The 16,110-nt window shown below is 70.8% G+C and carries 17 protein-coding genes; 10 read left to right on the top strand and 7 right to left on the bottom strand.

What is annotated here, in order from left to right:
- Nucleotides 1-694: 694 nt before the first annotated feature.
- Entirely contained in the window at nt 695-997 is a 303-nt protein-coding gene (locus P2424_RS26675; RefSeq protein ID WP_276478248.1) for a chorismate mutase, read from the bottom strand.
- 297 nt (nt 998-1,294) lie between these two features.
- Here P2424_RS26675 and guaA point away from each other — a divergent pair, with 297 nt between their 5' ends.
- Complete coding sequence (gene guaA / locus P2424_RS26670; protein WP_276478247.1) at nt 1,295-2,878, top strand: glutamine-hydrolyzing GMP synthase; 1,584 nt, start codon at nt 1,295-1,297, stop codon at nt 2,876-2,878.
- 113 nt (nt 2,879-2,991) lie between these two features.
- Nucleotides 2,992-4,377, top strand: coding sequence for a hypothetical protein (locus P2424_RS26665; protein WP_276478246.1), 1,386 nt, complete (start codon nt 2,992-2,994; stop codon nt 4,375-4,377).
- A gap of 60 nt (nt 4,378-4,437) precedes the next feature.
- On the opposite strand, the gene P2424_RS26660 is transcribed toward P2424_RS26665, so the two are convergent.
- Nucleotides 4,438-5,622 carry a hypothetical protein gene (locus P2424_RS26660; RefSeq protein ID WP_276478245.1) on the bottom strand — a complete coding sequence of 395 codons (1,185 nt, stop codon included), beginning with the start codon at nt 5,620-5,622 and terminating at the stop codon, nt 4,438-4,440.
- Between the two features lie 134 nt (nt 5,623-5,756).
- On the opposite strand from P2424_RS26660, the gene P2424_RS26655 reads away from it, so the two are divergent.
- The 3 genes from P2424_RS26655 to P2424_RS26645 all read left to right on the top strand — a co-directional run bounded on the left by P2424_RS26655 (nt 5,757) and on the right by P2424_RS26645 (nt 7,659).
- Nucleotides 5,757-6,050 (top strand): helix-turn-helix transcriptional regulator, encoded by a 294-nt coding sequence (locus P2424_RS26655; protein ID WP_276478244.1) that lies wholly within the window; start codon nt 5,757-5,759, stop codon nt 6,048-6,050.
- Nucleotides 6,047-6,589 carry a hypothetical protein gene (locus tag P2424_RS26650; RefSeq protein WP_276478243.1) on the top strand — a complete coding sequence of 181 codons (543 nt, stop codon included), beginning with the start codon at nt 6,047-6,049 and terminating at the stop codon, nt 6,587-6,589. Before P2424_RS26655 ends, P2424_RS26650 begins: the two co-directional genes overlap by 4 nt.
- A gap of 170 nt (nt 6,590-6,759) precedes the next feature.
- Entirely contained in the window at nt 6,760-7,659 is a 900-nt protein-coding gene (locus P2424_RS26645; protein ID WP_276478242.1) for a polysaccharide deacetylase family protein, read from the top strand.
- 25 nt (nt 7,660-7,684) lie between these two features.
- Here P2424_RS26645 and P2424_RS26640 read toward each other — a convergent pair whose 3' ends face one another.
- The 3 genes from P2424_RS26640 to P2424_RS26630 form a co-directional block, all read right to left on the bottom strand.
- Complete coding sequence (locus tag P2424_RS26640; RefSeq protein WP_276478241.1) at nt 7,685-8,686, bottom strand: hypothetical protein; 1,002 nt, start codon at nt 8,684-8,686, stop codon at nt 7,685-7,687.
- 197 nt (nt 8,687-8,883) lie between these two features.
- Nucleotides 8,884-9,135 (bottom strand): hypothetical protein, encoded by a 252-nt coding sequence (locus P2424_RS26635; protein ID WP_276478240.1) that lies wholly within the window; start codon nt 9,133-9,135, stop codon nt 8,884-8,886.
- Nucleotides 9,132-9,350, bottom strand: a complete 219-nt coding sequence (locus P2424_RS26630) for a hypothetical protein (RefSeq protein ID WP_027760798.1) — start codon at nt 9,348-9,350, stop codon at nt 9,132-9,134. The genes P2424_RS26635 and P2424_RS26630 overlap by 4 nt, the downstream gene beginning before the upstream one ends.
- Nucleotides 9,351-9,466: 116 nt before the next feature.
- On the opposite strand from P2424_RS26630, the gene P2424_RS26625 reads away from it, so the two are divergent.
- From P2424_RS26625 to P2424_RS26610, 4 genes are all read left to right on the top strand, one after another.
- On the top strand, nt 9,467-10,300 hold the full coding sequence (locus P2424_RS26625) for a helix-turn-helix transcriptional regulator (protein WP_346660118.1): 834 nt from the start codon (nt 9,467-9,469) through the stop codon (nt 10,298-10,300).
- The gene (locus P2424_RS26620; RefSeq protein WP_276478239.1) at nt 10,297-10,536 is read left to right on the top strand and encodes a DUF397 domain-containing protein; all 240 of its coding nucleotides are present in this window, start codon (nt 10,297-10,299) and stop codon (nt 10,534-10,536) included. The genes P2424_RS26625 and P2424_RS26620 overlap by 4 nt, the downstream gene beginning before the upstream one ends.
- A gap of 243 nt (nt 10,537-10,779) precedes the next feature.
- The gene (locus P2424_RS26615; RefSeq protein ID WP_276478238.1) at nt 10,780-11,748 is read left to right on the top strand and encodes a hypothetical protein; all 969 of its coding nucleotides are present in this window, start codon (nt 10,780-10,782) and stop codon (nt 11,746-11,748) included.
- Between the two features lie 161 nt (nt 11,749-11,909).
- A complete protein-coding gene (locus P2424_RS26610; protein ID WP_276478237.1) occupies nt 11,910-13,109 on the top strand; it encodes a tetratricopeptide repeat protein in 1,200 nt (399 codons plus the stop codon).
- A gap of 167 nt (nt 13,110-13,276) precedes the next feature.
- Here the strand turns inward: P2424_RS26610 and P2424_RS26605 are convergent, their stop codons facing one another.
- Nucleotides 13,277-13,963, bottom strand: a complete 687-nt coding sequence (locus P2424_RS26605; protein ID WP_276478236.1) for a class I SAM-dependent methyltransferase — start codon at nt 13,961-13,963, stop codon at nt 13,277-13,279.
- A gap of 119 nt (nt 13,964-14,082) precedes the next feature.
- Complete coding sequence (locus P2424_RS26600; RefSeq protein WP_051271680.1) at nt 14,083-14,550, bottom strand: hypothetical protein; 468 nt, start codon at nt 14,548-14,550, stop codon at nt 14,083-14,085.
- Nucleotides 14,551-14,737: 187 nt separating this feature from the next.
- Between P2424_RS26600 and P2424_RS26595 the strand changes: the two genes are divergently transcribed.
- Nucleotides 14,738-16,030 (top strand): helix-turn-helix transcriptional regulator, encoded by a 1,293-nt coding sequence (locus P2424_RS26595; protein ID WP_276478235.1) that lies wholly within the window; start codon nt 14,738-14,740, stop codon nt 16,028-16,030.
- Nucleotides 16,031-16,110: the final 80 nt, after the last annotated feature.

Genomic DNA, 16,110 nt, shown 5'->3' with positions numbered 1-16,110 from the left:
CGGCCGGGTGGGTGGCGGCAGCCGCGGGGCCCTCGGTCAGCACCGGCGTCAGGGCAGCGCCCGTGCTGAAGGCGGCGCGGGGGGAGGGCGCCGCCTCTTATTGGTCGAACCAATGGCGATATCCCGCCACGGCTCACCAATCGGCCGTGTGGTCAGGTCGTTCTGCTCACCGGACGTCTGCATCGTGCTCGATCCGCCGCACCCCGCGCAACCGTTGCGACAGTGCGGGATTCCGGCGTTCTCGCGGAGACCCCGTGCGGGCGCCGCGGGAGCCCGAAGCGGCCGGGCACGAGGGCCTCGACGACCTGCGACGGGTCCGCGGGCAACCGGCTCGGTACCGCACGGGCCGGCGCCCCGGCGGCCGGCCCGCGGGGTCCGGCGGGCAGCCGCGGAGCGGCCGGTCCAGAGCGTCCCCGGGACCGGCCGCTGTCGTGACCGGGCTGCTGTCCCCTGCCGTCCGGTCACAGCACCGGAGCGAGGTCCCACGACACCCGGCGTCTCCCCTCGCGGGGAGGACGGGCGTCTCATCGCTCCGGTGACGCCGCCCCGCTCGCCACCGGGCGCCCGGCGGAGATCAGGGACACCGGGTCCAACGAAGGCCCCCCGGGGCGGTCACGCGCCGTACGGGTGAGGGCCGGACACGCGCCGGGGACGGGATACCCATGCCCCCGGGCGCCGGGCCGAGCACCGCCCCTCAGTGCCCCCGGCACAGCCGCAGCAGGGTCCGGGCCAGCTCCCGGCCCGGTGCTCCGAGCTCGGTGCTGTAGTGGTCGAGGATCTGCATCTCGCGGGCCAGGTGCACCCGGCGGCCGCCCGAGTCGATCCGCACTCGTTGGATGTTCTCGGAGACCTCCATCCGGTCGCGGACGAGCGCGACGATGCGGGCGTCGAGTGCGTCGATACGGGCCCGCTCGGCGTCGATGACCGCTTCCGGCGCCTGATCGGCCCGCGTGCTGGTGCTGGTGCTGGTGGTGTTGCCGGCGGTGGTGGCGCTCATGCGCTGTTCGCTCCTCGGGTCACGGAGCCCGCGGACGGCGGCCCGGGAAAGCGGGCCCACACACCGGCGCCCCGGGCCTGACCGGCCCGGGGCGCCTGGGGAAGTTCGTGTGTCGCTTCTCTCACACAGAACGGCCATGGCAGCCGGCCGGGCCGGTGCCATAGCTAAACCACTGCGCGTTCTGCATACGGCCAGTATGCCACCGGATCCGGGACGCCCGGCGGCGGGGCCGGGCACCCGGGGGCACCGCTATCATCGAAACCGAACCCCCGCTTCACGCCGAAAGGCATCAGCTTCGTGGCTTCCAACCCGTCCGAGAGCACTCCGGACACCGTCCTCGTCGTCGACTTCGGCGCGCAGTACGCCCAGCTCATCGCGCGCCGGGTGCGCGAGGCGCGGGTCTACAGCGAGATCGTGCCGTCGACCATGCCGGCCGCCGAGATGCTCGCCAAGAACCCGAAGGCGATCATCCTGTCCGGCGGCCCGTCGTCCGTGTACGCGGAGGGCGCGCCCGCCATCGACCGCGCGCTGTTCGAGGCGGGCGTCCCGGTCCTGGGCATCTGCTACGGCTTCCAGCTGATGGCGACGACGCTGGGCGGCACGGTCGACAACACCGGCAGCCGCGAGTACGGCCGCACCCGGCTCTCCGTCGCCAAGGCGTCCTCGACGCTGTTCGAGGGCACCCCCGAGGAGCAGCAGGTGTGGATGTCGCACGGCGACGCCTGCTCGGCCGCGCCGGAGGGCTTCACCGTCACGGCGTCCACGGACCTGGTGCCGGTGGCGGCGTTCGAGGACGACGAGCGGAAGCTGTACGGCCTCCAGCACCACCCGGAGGTGATGCACTCCACGTTCGGGCAGCAGGAGCTGGAGCACTTCCTCTACCGGGGTGCGGGCCTGTCCCCGTCCTGGACGACGGAGAGCATCGTCGACGAGCAGGTCGCCGCGATCCGGGAGCAGGTCGGCGGCAAGCGGGCCATCTGCGGACTGTCCGGCGGGGTCGACTCGGCGGTGGCCGCGGCCCTCGTGCAGCGTGCCGTCGGCGACCAGCTCACCTGCGTGTACGTGGACCACGGCCTGATGCGCAAGGGCGAGACGGAGCAGGTCGAGAAGGACTTCGTGGCGGCGACCGGGGTCCAGCTCAAGGTCGTGGACGCGGCCGACCGCTTCATCGACGCGCTGGCCGGCGTCTCCGACCCCGAGCAGAAGCGCAAGATCATCGGCCGGGAGTTCATCCGGGTCTTCGAACAGGCGCAGGCCGAGATCGTCGCCGAGGCGCCGAGCGACGAGCCGGTGGCGTTCCTGGTGCAGGGCACCCTCTACCCGGACGTGGTGGAGTCCGGCGGCGGCACCGGCGCGGCCAACATCAAGTCGCACCACAACGTGGGCGGCCTCCCCGAGGACCTCGAGTTCGAACTGGTGGAGCCGCTGCGCAAGCTGTTCAAGGACGAGGTGCGGATGGTCGGGCAGGAGCTCGGGCTGCCGGACGAGATCGTCCAGCGTCAGCCGTTCCCCGGCCCGGGGCTGGGCATCCGGATCGTCGGCGCCGTCACCCGCGAGCGGCTCGACCTGCTGCGCGAGGCGGACGCCATCGCCCGCGAGGAGCTGACGGCCGCGGGGCTGGACCGCGACATCTGGCAGTGCCCGGTGGTGCTGCTCGCGGACGTCCGCAGCGTCGGCGTGCAGGGCGATGCGCGTACCTACGGCCACCCGGTGGTGCTGCGCCCGGTCTCCTCGGAGGACGCCATGACCGCCGACTGGTCCCGGCTGCCCTACGACGTGCTGGCCCGCATCTCGACGCGGATCACCAACGAGGTCTCCGAGGTCAACCGGGTCACGCTGGATGTCACCAGCAAGCCCCCGGGGACCATCGAGTGGGAGTGAGCCCCGGCTGAACTCCCCTGCGGGCGCCGCGCGCCGTGCCCCGTGCTCCCTCGCGGAGCCCGGGGCACACGTGTGTTCGGGCGACGGGGTGCGGGGTGGGATACGGTGCCGGGATGTCGGATGCGGAGGAGCAGCAGCGGGGCGAGCGCGAGTCCGGGGCGATACCGGAGTCCGGGGCGATACCGGAACCCGGGGCGATACCGGAGCCCGGGGCGGAGCCCGAGCCCGAACGGGCGCCGGAGTCCCAGGACGAGGCTGAATCCGGGACCGCCCCCGCACCCCGGCCCGAGCGCGAGTCCGAGTCCGCCGAGCCGGAGCCTGGGCCTGAGACCGAGGACGAGCGGCGTGAGCGGTGGCGCCCGGCCCGGGAGGCCGACGACCGGCGGCGGCGCCGCAACAGGATCGCGGCGTGGTGCGGCGTGGGCGTGCTGGTCCTCGGCGGCGCGGGGTGGATCGCCGAGCCGTATGTCCAGGACCGGATGATCACCTCGGACGCCTGCGACGGCGCGCTGCCGGACGGCACCATGGACACGCTGCGCGGCACCACGGGTGATCCGGAGGCGCATCTGACCGAGGCGGAGGCCGAAACGGACGACGACCTCGGGCGCTACACGTGCGAGGTGGAGAACGCGTCAGGTGCACGGGTCATCGAGGTCCGCGTCTACAGTCGGCGCGACGACATCGACCGGGAACTGGTGCGGGAGTTCGAGGAGGGGGGAGCTCATCCGACCGCCGCGCTGCCCGGCGGACTGCCCGGGTTCGAGTCGCGGACGGCCGGCGTGACCCTGATGCCGCGCTGTCCAGGACGCGGCAAGGACGCGGCGGGCCGCCCCGGGCAGCTCCTGGTGGACGTCCTGGCCGGACACCTCTCCGAGCCCCATCAGCTGGTCCGCGCGGGAGCGGCGGTCGCCAACAGGGCTGCCGAGAAGCTCGGCTGCGACACCGATCCGCTGGACGTCCCGTCGAAGGACCCGGGGGACGTCCTCGACCGGGCCGTCCGGCCCGCGAAAGCCGCCGGCACCACGTGCGGGGCGCTCGGTCGCCTTGCGCCGCGCGGGGATTGGTCGGCCGACCTGCGGATCCCCGAAGGACCGGCGCCGATGACCAGTTGCGTGCTGCGGCCCTCGGGAAGCGACGACGACGGCGAACCGCACCGCCAGGTGCTCGGCCTCTACGCCCTCTACGGCGACTTCTCGCAACGGGTGATGCTCAGGCAGGCGGCTCTCGGCGGCGCTGCGGGCACCGGCGGCAAGCGCGTCGGACCGTGGCTCACCGACGACGACGGCTGGGCCATGGCCCGGTGCGACGGCCAACCGGCAGGCTTCCGGCTCGTGGTCAGCCGACCCGACGAGGACATGGCCTCCGACTCCGACGAGGAGACGGTGAGCCGCGATCAGCTCGACCGTGCCGGGATGCGGAAGCTGCTGGTGTCCTTCGCCGAGAAGGAGAGCGCGAAGCGCGGCTGCACGGATGTGCGGCTGCCGGCTGCCGGGCGCTGAGCCACTCGGGCCCGGTTCCGGCCGATCGGGGGTGCGTAGTCGCTACCGGCCGGTTCCAGATCAGAGCAGACGCAGGGCGTTGGCGTATCGGGAGTCCATCTTCACGCGCAGCCGTTGAGCCCGGCCTTCGGGTATGCCGCGCTCCCGCACCCATGCGTCGAACACCGCGAAGAGTTGCACCCTGCCGTCCATCAGCCGTTCGGCGGCCTTGGCACCGTTGCCCGCCGAGGCGTCCGGGTGGCGCTGGGCGAGGGTGGCGGCCGACGGACGGGTGCGTATCCGGTGGTCGGCGGGGTGGTAGAGCCCGCGGGTGTGGCGCAGCACGGAGCGGTCGAAGGCGTCGGAGGAGGACACGAGCCCTTCTTTGACGGCGAGCGTTCGGGACGTCATGAGCTCGGCGACGAGGGTGGCGCTCTGCTCCAGTTCCAGTTCCGTCGACAACGTTCCCGACTCGGGCATTTCAGGGCGTTCCTGCGCCGTGTCGGTCAGCCGCTCCAGATACCAGGCGTAGCGGGCGCGTTCGGCGTCGTACAGCGTGGCGAACGCACGCGGGGAGGTGGCGACCCGGCGCACGACCTTCTTCGCCGTCTCGAACTCGGGGAAGACGACGTGGACGTCGTGGCCCGCGGGGAAGGGCGTGGCCCAGTTTCCGCTGCCGCTACGGTCCTCGTATGCGGCCTCCTCGTCGGTGACGGTCGGTTGTTTCCAGTCGCGGACGGCCCCGAGCATGACCCCCCTGCTGGTGTCCTGGATGTACGAGGCGAACATCTGGGCGAGGTAGGGATTCAGCCCGAGGGGGAAGTCCGGGCGGGAGCTCTTGTTCCCCTCGCTCAGCAGCAGTACGGCGGCATGGGCGACGCGAGCCGCCCGCTCGGTGTGCGGGCGGGCGGGCTCGTGCTGGTCGGCGGTGGTGCGGCCGGTCGTCGCCGCGACGAGCGCGCGTCCGGCGAGCTGTGTGCCGTCCGCACCCTCGCACAGCGGGGAACCGTTGGTGCGCAGCAGCCGCTTGAGCGATCCGGTGCGGTTGACGCCCTCACCCGGGTCCAGTTCCTTCGCGGCGCGTTCCGGGTCGCGGGCCTGCGCACGGGCGGAGACGGGCGCCTGGCGACACTCGTCCGAACCGTCCTCGCCGAGCAGCAGCGCGGGGACGAGTACGGCGAGCAGTGCGAGCGTGAGCACGCCCGCGCCGGCGAGCAGCACCGTGCGCCGGGATGCGGCGCCGCGTATTCGGCTGAGGAAGGACATCGGGCGAGGGTACCCGGCGGTCTCGCGGCAGGGTGCGGTGTGCGGTGTGGTCGCTCGGTGGTCGTCGGCGTTCCCGTGTCCCCGTCGCAGCCCATGTGTTGTGCTCCTGCTGTCAGATGTAGTACTTCTTATACATGAGCGAGCACGTGCACAACAGGCTGGCGGTCGTGCGGGCGGAACGGAAGGTGTCCCGGCAGGCGCTGGCCGAAGCAGTGGGCGCGCACTACCAGACGATCGGCTACATCGAGCGGGGCCAGTACAACCCCAGTCTCGATCTGGCGCTGCGCATCGCGGCGTACTTCCGGCTGCCGGTGGAGGCCCTGTTCTCCCTGGAGCCGTTCCGTCCGCTCACGGACGAGGTGTACGGCGCGGGCAGCGGCGGAACCGGAGCCGACGCGACCGCACACACGGGGAGGAGTACCGGATGACCACAGGCACACACGGCACGCGCTACGACAGGTGGCTGCTGCGGACGATGAACGACGCGCGCACCAAGCGTTTCCACGCCTCCCGCGGGGCGCGGCACCGCATCGTGGCGGGGCATCTGGCCACGACGGGCCTGGGGCTGACGGGGATGGTGGGGTGCTTCGCGTCGGCGGCCCTGTGGCCGGTGGTGTCGCTGCTGGTGGCGCTGCTGGTCTGGGTTCCGCTCACCGGCCTGCTGAACTCCATGACCCGCGGGCTGCTGGAGCTGCGCGTCCGCTTCCTGGACGAGCGGCAGGTGGCCGAGCGGGGGACGGCGCACCTGTGGGCGTACCGGATCAACTCCTGGCTGCTCACGGCCGCCTTGTTGGGCTTCTACGTCCTGTGGGTCGCGGGCACGTCGATGGCCGACCTCGCGGGGCCGCTCGCCGCCACCGGGCTGGTCGCCTATGTGGTGCACCGGCTGCTGCCGCTGTGGATCGCCGCGCTGCGGGTGCGGGACGAGCCGCAGGACGACGACGAGGAGTGGCCGGCGCCGGCCTGACTTCGCCGGTCCGGCCGCACGGCCGCACGGCCGCACCGTCGGTCCGGCAGTGCTCCGCTGGGCGGAAGACGGAGACCGTATCGCGGGAGCGGTGCGCTGTTCGCGTGGACTCCGGGGGCGGCCGCGCGCGGCTCCCGGGCGGCGGCGTCCGACGCTGCTAACCAAATATCATGCGATCCGATAGTCATATTGTTTCGCGCAGGACTCTGCTCTGCGTCGGCGTCGGTGTCGGGACCGCGGCGCTCGCGGGCGTCGGTGCGGGTGTGCTCACCCACGAGGACACCGAAGGCGGGCACGCGAAGGCGGGAGCCGGATCCCCGAAGGGCTCCGCTCCCGATCCCGGCGGTCCGGCTCCGCCCGCCGGAGGCGGTGCAGGCGCGCAGCCGAGTCCCGCGGCGCACGACAGCTACCGGCTCCGTCCCCTCGCCGGTGAGACCTCGATGGGCGAACCGAAGGCCCACGCCCCCGTCCGCACCCACGCCGAGATGTTCCTGCCCGCCGGGCAGGGACGGCGCGTCATCGCGCTGACGTTCGACGACGGCCCGCACCCCGTCCACACCCCGGCACTGCTGGAGGTGCTGCGGCGGCACGGGGTGCAGGCCACCTTCTTCGTCGTCGGCGAGAACGCCGCCGCCTTCCCCGACCTGCTGCACGCCATCACCGCCGACGGCCACGTGGTGGGCAACCACTCCTGGAACCACAAGCAGCTCACCCGGTTGGACACCGGCCACGTCCGCGACGAACTGGGCCGCACCAGCGACCTGATCGACCGCGTCCTGGGCGCCCCGCCCCGCTGGTGCCGCGCCCCCTACGGCGACTGGCACCCTCCCTCACTGCGCGTCTGCTCCGATCTGGGCATGGAGCCGATGGGCTGGTCCGTGGACACCCAGGACTGGGCCCGGCCGGGTGTGGCGCACATCGTCCGCGCCGTCACCCGGGACGCGGCCCCCGGCGTCATCGTCCTCCAGCACGACGGCGGCGGCCCCCGGCAGCAGACCGTCGCCGCCGTCGACCGCTACCTCCCCGTCCTCCAGGAACGCGGCTACACGTGCGTACGGCCCGAGACGTGAGGTCCGGTCAGGCGGCCGGTCGCCTTCAGGTGCTCGTCGGCGGTACGGCGAGTGCCCTGCGGGCGGCGCGGAACGCCGTCAGGCCCGATCCGGACGAAGGTGCCGCTGCCGCCGCCGCTGCTCCGTCGGTTCGGCAGGCGGGGCACCGCTCCTCGTCGCCGACCGGGACGAACAGCAGCGGCTGGGCGTGCGGGCCCGCGCACTCCCGCATACGGGACACGCGGGGGAGCGGCGTCGAACCCGGGTCCGGCGGGCCTGCCGCGACAGCCGGGGCCGGTTCGGGGAGCGCGTGCTCCAGCCGCCAGCGGAGCGCGCCGAGCGGGGAGCGGGCGTGTTCCAGCCCCGCTGTCAGCGCGGTACGGATGTCGTCCGCACCGATTCCGCGCTCCAGCCAGCGCGCCGCGAGGGGCGCCCACTGTCGTGCCTTGCGCGGCGGCAGCGCGAGGTGCGGCCCCGAGCGGGCGAGGGACAGCAGCAGCGCTTCGGCCGCGTGGTGGTGGGACGCGGCGCCGATCCGGTGCCCGGCGTGAGATGAGGTGGGTGCCGGTGGGTGGGAGGTGTTCCCCACGGGTGTTTCAAGGGGTTGAGGGGCGGCGGACCGACGGGTCGGCCCACCGGCGGCCGGTGCGGTGCCCGCCGGTCGGACGGCAGACCGGGAGGCTGGTCGGGCGACTGGCCGGGCGACGGCAGGAACGTCCCTCGCACTCGCGGCGTGCTCCCGCGCCTCGTCCGGGGAGAGCGGCACGTTGGTCAGGAGCTGCACGGTCTGCCAGCGGCCGTCCGCGTCCTGCCGACGCCACTCGAACAGATAGCCTTCCGCGCGCAGTTGACGCTTGGCGTGCTGGAAGGCGACCTTCCCGATCCCGGCGCGCTCGGCCGTCCGCCACAGCGGTTCGTCGGCGCCTTCGGGGAGCGAGAGCTGCCAGGCCAGGAGCCGTACCGCATGCGCGGACAGGCGGGGGTGGCGGATGATGTCGTTCGGCAACTGGGAGAAGAAGCGCGCGGGCGCGCTAACATGCCTGTGCATCCCAGGGTCCCTCCGAGACCTTGGTGGTGAAGGCCCTCGGCCGGTGCGCTAACACCGTCGGGGGCCGCCTCATGTGTGGCACATGAGGTGAGCTGACACGCGGCAGAGTACACGGACTGTGGGTAGTTGGCGACGGACGGTTGCGGAGCGTAAGTCCCGGCCCTGGGCTGTCCGTTGGGCCGCTTCGGCCGCCCGACTCACCAGCCGCGCATCCAGCACCGCCAGGGCCGGGTGACCAGTTCCCGGTACGTGTGATGGGAAGGGTTGCGCCCGGAGTGGCGCAGCGCCCATGCGTGCCCCTCGGTGTAGTCGATGCTCGCGGTGGACTGCTCGTCGCAGACTGCACACTGCATCGCGTACATGATCGGCTCGGCGTCCGGCTCCTGGTCGGGCACGAACACCCAGTTCTCGTACCGGATGACGGACCGGGGCCGGTGACCGCCGCTCACGGCAGCCTGCTCTGCCAGTTGAGATCGGTCACCCGGGCGCGCAGCTCCTCACTGACCCGCGCCGGGCGCACCGCGTCCGGTGGCACGTCCCACTCGCATCCGCCGCCGGGCGGCCGCAACTGCACGTAAGGCCCCTCGCGGCCCATCACTTGGCCGACCCGGCCCGTCCGCACATCGACCGCGAAGGCCCCCGCCGGGGGAATCTCGCTTTCCATGGAGCAAAGCCTGCTGGGCACGGGCTACGGTGCGAAGTAACGGAACAGGTACGGACGGTGAGTGTGCCCGAGGTGTTCCTCGGCCATCGGGCGTACTGGCTCAGGAGGTGAGCCGGTTGGCGGGCAACGGCGGCAACAGGAACGGCAACGGCGACGACCGCCCCATGGCGTGGCGCTACGCCGGAGACCAGATGAAACGCTGGCGCGAGGCAGCCGGCATCTCCCGACAGGCCCTCGCGGACGAGGCCGGCTACGGCTACGACGCCATCAAGGGCATGGAACGCGGCGTACGCAAGGCCCAGGCCCATGTGCTGCGGATCGCCGACGAGATGTCCGGGGCACAGGGGAAGTTGGCCGCTGCGGTGGAGTTCCTCCGACCCGAGCCGTTCCCGTCGTACTCGCATGACTTCATGCACGCGGAGAGCGAGGCGGTGGCCATCAGTTGGTACGAGAACGAGTTCGTGCCTGGGCTGTTGCAGACGGAGGAGACCGTGTTGGCGATGCTCCATGCGCACTGTCCTCCGCTGGATGACGAGACCATCGCCGAGCGGGTCAAAGGCCGAGTGCAACGCAAGTCCCTGCTCGACAAGCAGACCAAGGCTTTCAGCTTCGTGATCTCTGAGACCGCGCTCTCTGACCGCGTCGGTACGGAAGACGAATGCAGGCGGCAGTTGCACCACTTGCTGGACGTGGGCGAGCGGAGGAACTTGACCATCCAAGTCATGCCCTACCGTCGCGGGCCCCATCCAGGACGTCTGGGCCCCTTCGTGCTGTTGGAGACCCCAGACCACGCCTACCTTGGATACGAGGAGGGGCAGACCACAGGAGTGCTCTACTCGGACGGGGGGAAGATCAGCACGCTTCGACAGCGCCATGAAATGATCCTGCGGCTGGCCCTCAACCCCGAGGAGTCGTCAGCCTTCATCAGCAAGTTGGCGGAGGAGCTATGAGCACTCAACTGGCGTGGTTCAAGTCCAGCTACAGCAACACCGAGGGCGGTGCCTGCGTCGAGGTCGCCGTCTCCTGGCGCAAGTCCAGCTACAGCAACACCGACGGCGGCAACTGCGTCGAGGTGGCCGCCTGCCCGCACACCGTCCACGTCCGGGACTCCAAGAACCCCGCCGGCCCGCAGCTCGCCGTCCCGCCCGCCGCCTGGTCGGCCTTCCTCGCCCGCACCCGTCACTGACCCCGGCGGAACACCGGAGCGCCCCGGACCCTCGCGGCCGTACCCACTTTCTTGACCCGACAATGCGCGGCCTGACCCACCCATGCAGGGGAAGGGCGAGGTTCACTGCAAAGCCCCTGCCTACCGGCGGGTACGGCAGTACCGTGAGAGGTGTCCTAACGCGGCACGGGGGTGCAGCAGTTGCCTTCCTGCGAGCGCCGGGATTCGTGGTATCGGATCGAGGGATGCGGCAAAGGGTGCTTGGTGAGCAGCTCAGGAAGAACTCAACTGCTTTTTGTTCATGGTATCGGCGGCTTACGGGATGCGGAGCAGGAGCGCCGCACCTGGCTGGAGGCGCTGGCGGATGGTGCGCGTAAGGCCGGACATGCGGATGCCGTTTCCGGTTTGACGCAGGGATGGCTGAGTGAAGCCCGGTTTGTGGACTACAGCGATCTGTTCTCGGACCCTGAGGTGCAGGGGGGTGGGGAAAATGACATCCCTGGCGAGCAGGTGGAATTCCTGGAAGCGTTGGTCCGGGACATGGTCGATGAACTCGCCCGAGAGGCGGAGCGCGAAGGGGACCGGCAGACTCTGAGAGTCGTCGACGATGCGCGGGACCAATTGCAGTGGGCAGGTGACCAGTCACAGGGATTGTTGGGGCCGGTAAGGGTCCTGATGAATGTAATGACTACCTTTCTGCAGGTTCCGGGAGTGCGCCGGGCTGCCCAATGGGTCAACGGCCGGTCTCTACTGGGACATCTGGCACAGGTCAGCCGCTATCTTGATCGTGCAGAGCGTGACAGCCGTGGCCGGGCACTGGATGTGAGGATTCGGGAACGGCTGTTGCGGCAGACGGATCCTGGACGGCCGCTGGTGGTCGTGGCGCATTCGCTGGGAACGGTGGTGTCGTTCGAAGCGCTGCACGAGTACACGGGGTCTGTGGAGCTGCTGGTGACGCTGGGCTCGCCGCTGGCGACGGGGGCGGCCGTGAGGCAGCGCATACGCCCGGTTCCCGCGCGAACGCCGGAGGTGGTCGCCCGTTGGCTGAACTTCTGGGATCGGGACGACATCTTTGTGTCCCGCCCCCGGTTGCGGTGGATGTTGCCGAACACTTCCGGCATCGTGCCGACCACGAACCGGGTGGACTCTGACGGCATATGGGTGCACACGGCCACGAAATATCTGCGGCAACCGGCCGTGGCCGGGCCCATCGCCGAGGTTTTGAAGCGGTGACGGGCAGCGGGGTACGGCACGTCCTGGTCATCGGGGCGCAGTGCCGGTCGATGGGGAGGCTGTCCCGGCTGGAGGAGGCCGCGAGGGACCTGCACGCTGTCCTGACGGATCCGGAGGTCGGAGGGTGTCGAGCCCGCTACGGGCACCATCCCTCCCTGCTGGTGGGGGAGGAGCTGGAACCGGAGGACGTACGCAGGGCGGTGCACGAGGTCACGCGAAGGGCCACGGCGGACGGCGCTGCGATGGTGGTGGCCCTGCTCGGGCACGGATTCACCACCCCTCAACAGACCGATCTCTATTACATGGTCGGTTCCTCGACGACCCAGAGCACGCTGTCCGCTGTCCATGTCGGATCACTGCTGGCTGATGCGGCGGATGAGGTCGGCGTGGACGGAGTGATAGCCCTCATCGACACCTGCCACGCGGGGGGTGCCGTACCGAACGCCAGTCGCCTGGCGGGTGGAGTCCGTTCGGGCCGGGCACGGTTGGCCGTGCTCACTGCTGCGGCAGCCGATCAGGAAGCTCGCGACATGCGGCTGACCACTGCCCTCACGGAAGTACTGCGGGAGGGAATCTCCTCGGCCGGCAGCGCCATCTACGTGGACCAGACACTTTGCGAGGCGCTACGCGAGAGGATCAGCGGTCAGGCTGTCGGGCGGGCCGACTACGACAACGACCCGCACGCTTCGGAAGGTCTGTGGCTCGCCCGGAACACCTATCGCATCGTGGGCGCCGCCGGATACTACCTTCCCGTCCTCCCCGAAGTCCCGGAGCGGCGGGAGTTGCAGCCCGCCGTTCAGGTCTTCCCTGGAGCCGGGTACGCGACCAACCCGTACCAGCAGGCCGCCGAGAGAGCGGAAATTGAGCAGCACATGTCTGCACGACGTCACGAGCAGGCATTGCGGTCTCTGAACCGTATGATCGATGTGAACCCCTACGACGCCTGGGCTCTGGCTCAGCGAGGATCCCTGAACCGGCTCACCGGAAACTACGAACAGGCGCTCAGGGATTTGAACGGTGCGCTCCAGGTCGATCGCAACAATACCTGGGCGTTGGCGGAACTCGGCGCCGTGAATCGCGTCACGGGCCGTCATGGGCAGGCGCTCAGCGATCTCCAACGTGTACTCGAAGTCGATCCGGACAACGCCTTTGCTCTCGCCGAGCGAGGCGCCGCGTATCTGGCGACCTGGCGCTATGAGGAAGCCTTCAGGGATTTGAACCGCGCCCTTGAGATCAACCCCTACAACACTTTCGCCCGCGACCTGCGTGACCAGATACCGGACACCCAATTGGAGAGGCGATTGACCCTGGTCTACGAAGTACTCAAGTTCGTCGACGAAAAGCGGCGCAGGAACGCCTGACGCATTGACTGCTCCCGCTTCAGGTCGGGGCAAAAGCTTCGACCTTCCCATGCCGAGCCGAAGCCGTACCGGCGCCGACGATTGCCACGACGGGAGCGCCGGCCATGGGTAGGGACAGGGCCCATACCCGACTACCCGACGATGTGCCGCACCTCGACCGGGCAGGTTCAGGAGGGGTGATGGGCGATCACAAGGAGGGTATCGGCAGCACGCGGCGCGTCGTTGCCGGGAACGGTCTCCGTGGTGATGTGGGTGAGTCCGGCTTGGTCGAGCAGTTTGGTCCACACGTGTTCTTGGAGTACCCAGCGGCGCATCGTGGCCGGCTCGCCGTCGGGTGCCCTCGCGTGGATGTCGGCAGGCTGGACGTCGGGCTGGGCGGGGGCGCCGGTCAGGTAGTGGGCGAGAGTGGAGAAGACCAGTCGACCGCCGGGTCGCAGCGCGGCGGCTGCGGCTGGCAACAGCTCTCGCGGGTCGGTGAAGTCGACCGCTCCGAAGACGCTGTAGAGCACGTCATAGGTGCCGACCGTGGCGCGGAGGTGATGCACCACATCCGCGCACACGATGTGCAGGCGGGGGGCGAGGTGGCTGTACAGATCGGTTGCCATGGCGTGCTGGGCGGGGGAGGCGTCGATGGCATCGACGCGAGCCGGACGGCGCCGGGCGGTCAGGTGGGCTGCATGCCGGGCAGCTCCGGCGCCCAGATCGCCGACGACCCGGTCGTCCAAGCCGCCCAGGACCTCGGTGCCGGGCCCGCTGTCCTGGCCCCAGTTCCAGAAGAAGGCGTCGGGGACGGCCCGGTCGGCGGCGTGGCGGGTGCGGCCGTAGTGATACCAGAGGTCTGCGGTGGCGGTCACCTGGCCCATACTCGCGGCCACGACTGGGCAGCGGGCCGGTTCCGGCCAATCTCACCCGGGCGCGCCGAAGGCCCTGGCCGCAGGCGGCCAGGGCCCGGGGAGAGAGCGGTGTGCGGGGGTCAGTGGGAGTCGTTGCCGTGGTGGCACGGGCCGCACTCGGCGGCGTCCGCCCACAGCGGCAGGTCGACCTCCCAGCCGTCGGCCGCGATGCGGTGCGCGGTCTTCATCACCGAGCCGTCGTTCTTCATCTCGATCAACGGCACGTGGTGGAGGAACTGGCCGCCGTTGTACTTCCCGCACAGCTCGGCGTAGGCCATCGTGTCGAGGATGATCGTGTGCACGCCGATGTCGACCACCTTGCTCGGGGCCAGACCGAGCTGCTGACCGCGGTGGTTCATCGCGGTCAGCAGATAGGCGTAGCCCTGGCCCAGGACGCGGGTGGCCATAACCGAGTCGTAGGGGTAGTCGCGCATCAACAGTCCGACCTGCTTGTCCCACAGGTCAGCCGACACCACCTCTCGCACGGAGCGGACCGGGCCGGTCACGGAGTCGGTGGCTGTGGCCAGAGTGGCGGGTGCGGTTGCCATGGTGTGCCTCCGGTGGACGGTGCCCCGCAGGTCGGGGCGGCCACCTCCAGCACACCGCCCCGTCCGGCGTGTTGGGCATCAACTCTCGTTCCGTGCAAGCGATTTGCACGTCGTGCAAGCGGCCTCGACAGCCCCAGCCGTGCGCCATAGCGTGGAAGGCCCCTGGCTGTGCGCGTGGGAGGGGATCGTGTCTGTTGACCCGCTTTGGAACAGCGCGAGAGCACGCGAGTCAGCCGCGCAACGACATCCCGGCGCACTGATCCGCCTCGGCCGCGAACACCGCTCCTGGACACTGGCCGCGCTCGGGGACCGGCTCGGATGTTCACCAGCAACGGTCTCCCGGCTGGAGCGCCGCTCCCGCGTGGTCGACCTGGCACTGGTGCACCGCGCGGCGCAGGAAGTCGGCGTCCCCCGACACGTCCTGACGACATCTTTGTCACCTCCCGGTGAGGTGGCATCGGCGGCCACTAGAGTGACGGCCAGTTTGCGTGACGTCGAGGAGGACTCCATGCGCCGCCGCACGCTGTTCACTGCCACGGCGGCTGCCGGACCGGCCGCCTTGCTGACCGGGCTGGACGAGGCCCTGGCCGACGTCCCCGCCCCGACCGGCGCCGGCCCGCTGGATACCCGCATGGCCACCGCCCGCGCACTGTTCGACAAGGGCGCGCACCAGCAGCTCCTCACCGCCCTGCCTGGTCTCATCGCCGACGGCCACGCCGCCGCCTCCCGCCGCCGTGAACTCGACCAGGCCCGGCTCTCGTCGGTCTACAGCCTCGCCACAGCCCTCCTCATCAAGCTCGGCACCTACGAGCAAGCCCGGCGCACCGCGGACCGCGCCCGCACCTGGGCCGAGGTCTCCGGCTCCCCGCTCGCAGCAGCGGCTGCGGCTCGCGAGTGGGCCATCGTGCTCCGCCACCAGAACCAGCACGCCACCGCCCAGCGCATCATGACCTCGGCTGCCACCGAGGTAGAGGCTGCCGGCCTGCATACCGACGCCTCCGCGGCCGCCTACGCACAGATGCTGTGCACTCTCGCCTACACCGCTGCGCGTGGCGGCCGGCGCGCCGAAGCCCTGGCGATGACCGAAGAAGCACGCCGCGCTGCCCACCGGCTCCCCGAGACTGCCCCGGCCGGTCGCCTGTTCCCCATCAGCCCGGCCGCCGTTGACCTGTACGCGGTGGGCGTGCACTGGGCCCTCGGCGACGCGGGCGCCGCCTTGGAGGCCGGAAAGAACCTGCGCACAGAGCAGTTCCCGACCGCGGAACGGAAGGCGCGGCTGAGCACCGACATGGCACGCGCCTGGTGGGCCTGGAATCGGCCTGAGCAGACCATCCGGGCCCTGCTGGACGCCTACCGCGCCAGCCCCGGAGAAGTCCGCGACCGGCCGGCGATCCGCAGCATCGTCCACGACCTGGCCCAGCACCACCCTCGCAGCAGCGGCGTCCGCGAACTGAGCACCGCCGTCGCACGAGCCATCTGACCGTCCCTGACTTCCTTACGGCGGCGGACCAGCTCCGCGCTCACTGCTTCCCGTTCCTGGTCCATGTGCGGGACCTGGAG

The organism is Streptomyces sp. WMMB303 (genome assembly GCF_029351045.1).
GTDB lineage: Bacteria > Actinomycetota > Actinomycetes > Streptomycetales > Streptomycetaceae > Streptomyces.
Note: the sequence above shows the minus strand (reverse complement) of the source record. Positions and strands in the feature narration are given on the sequence as shown.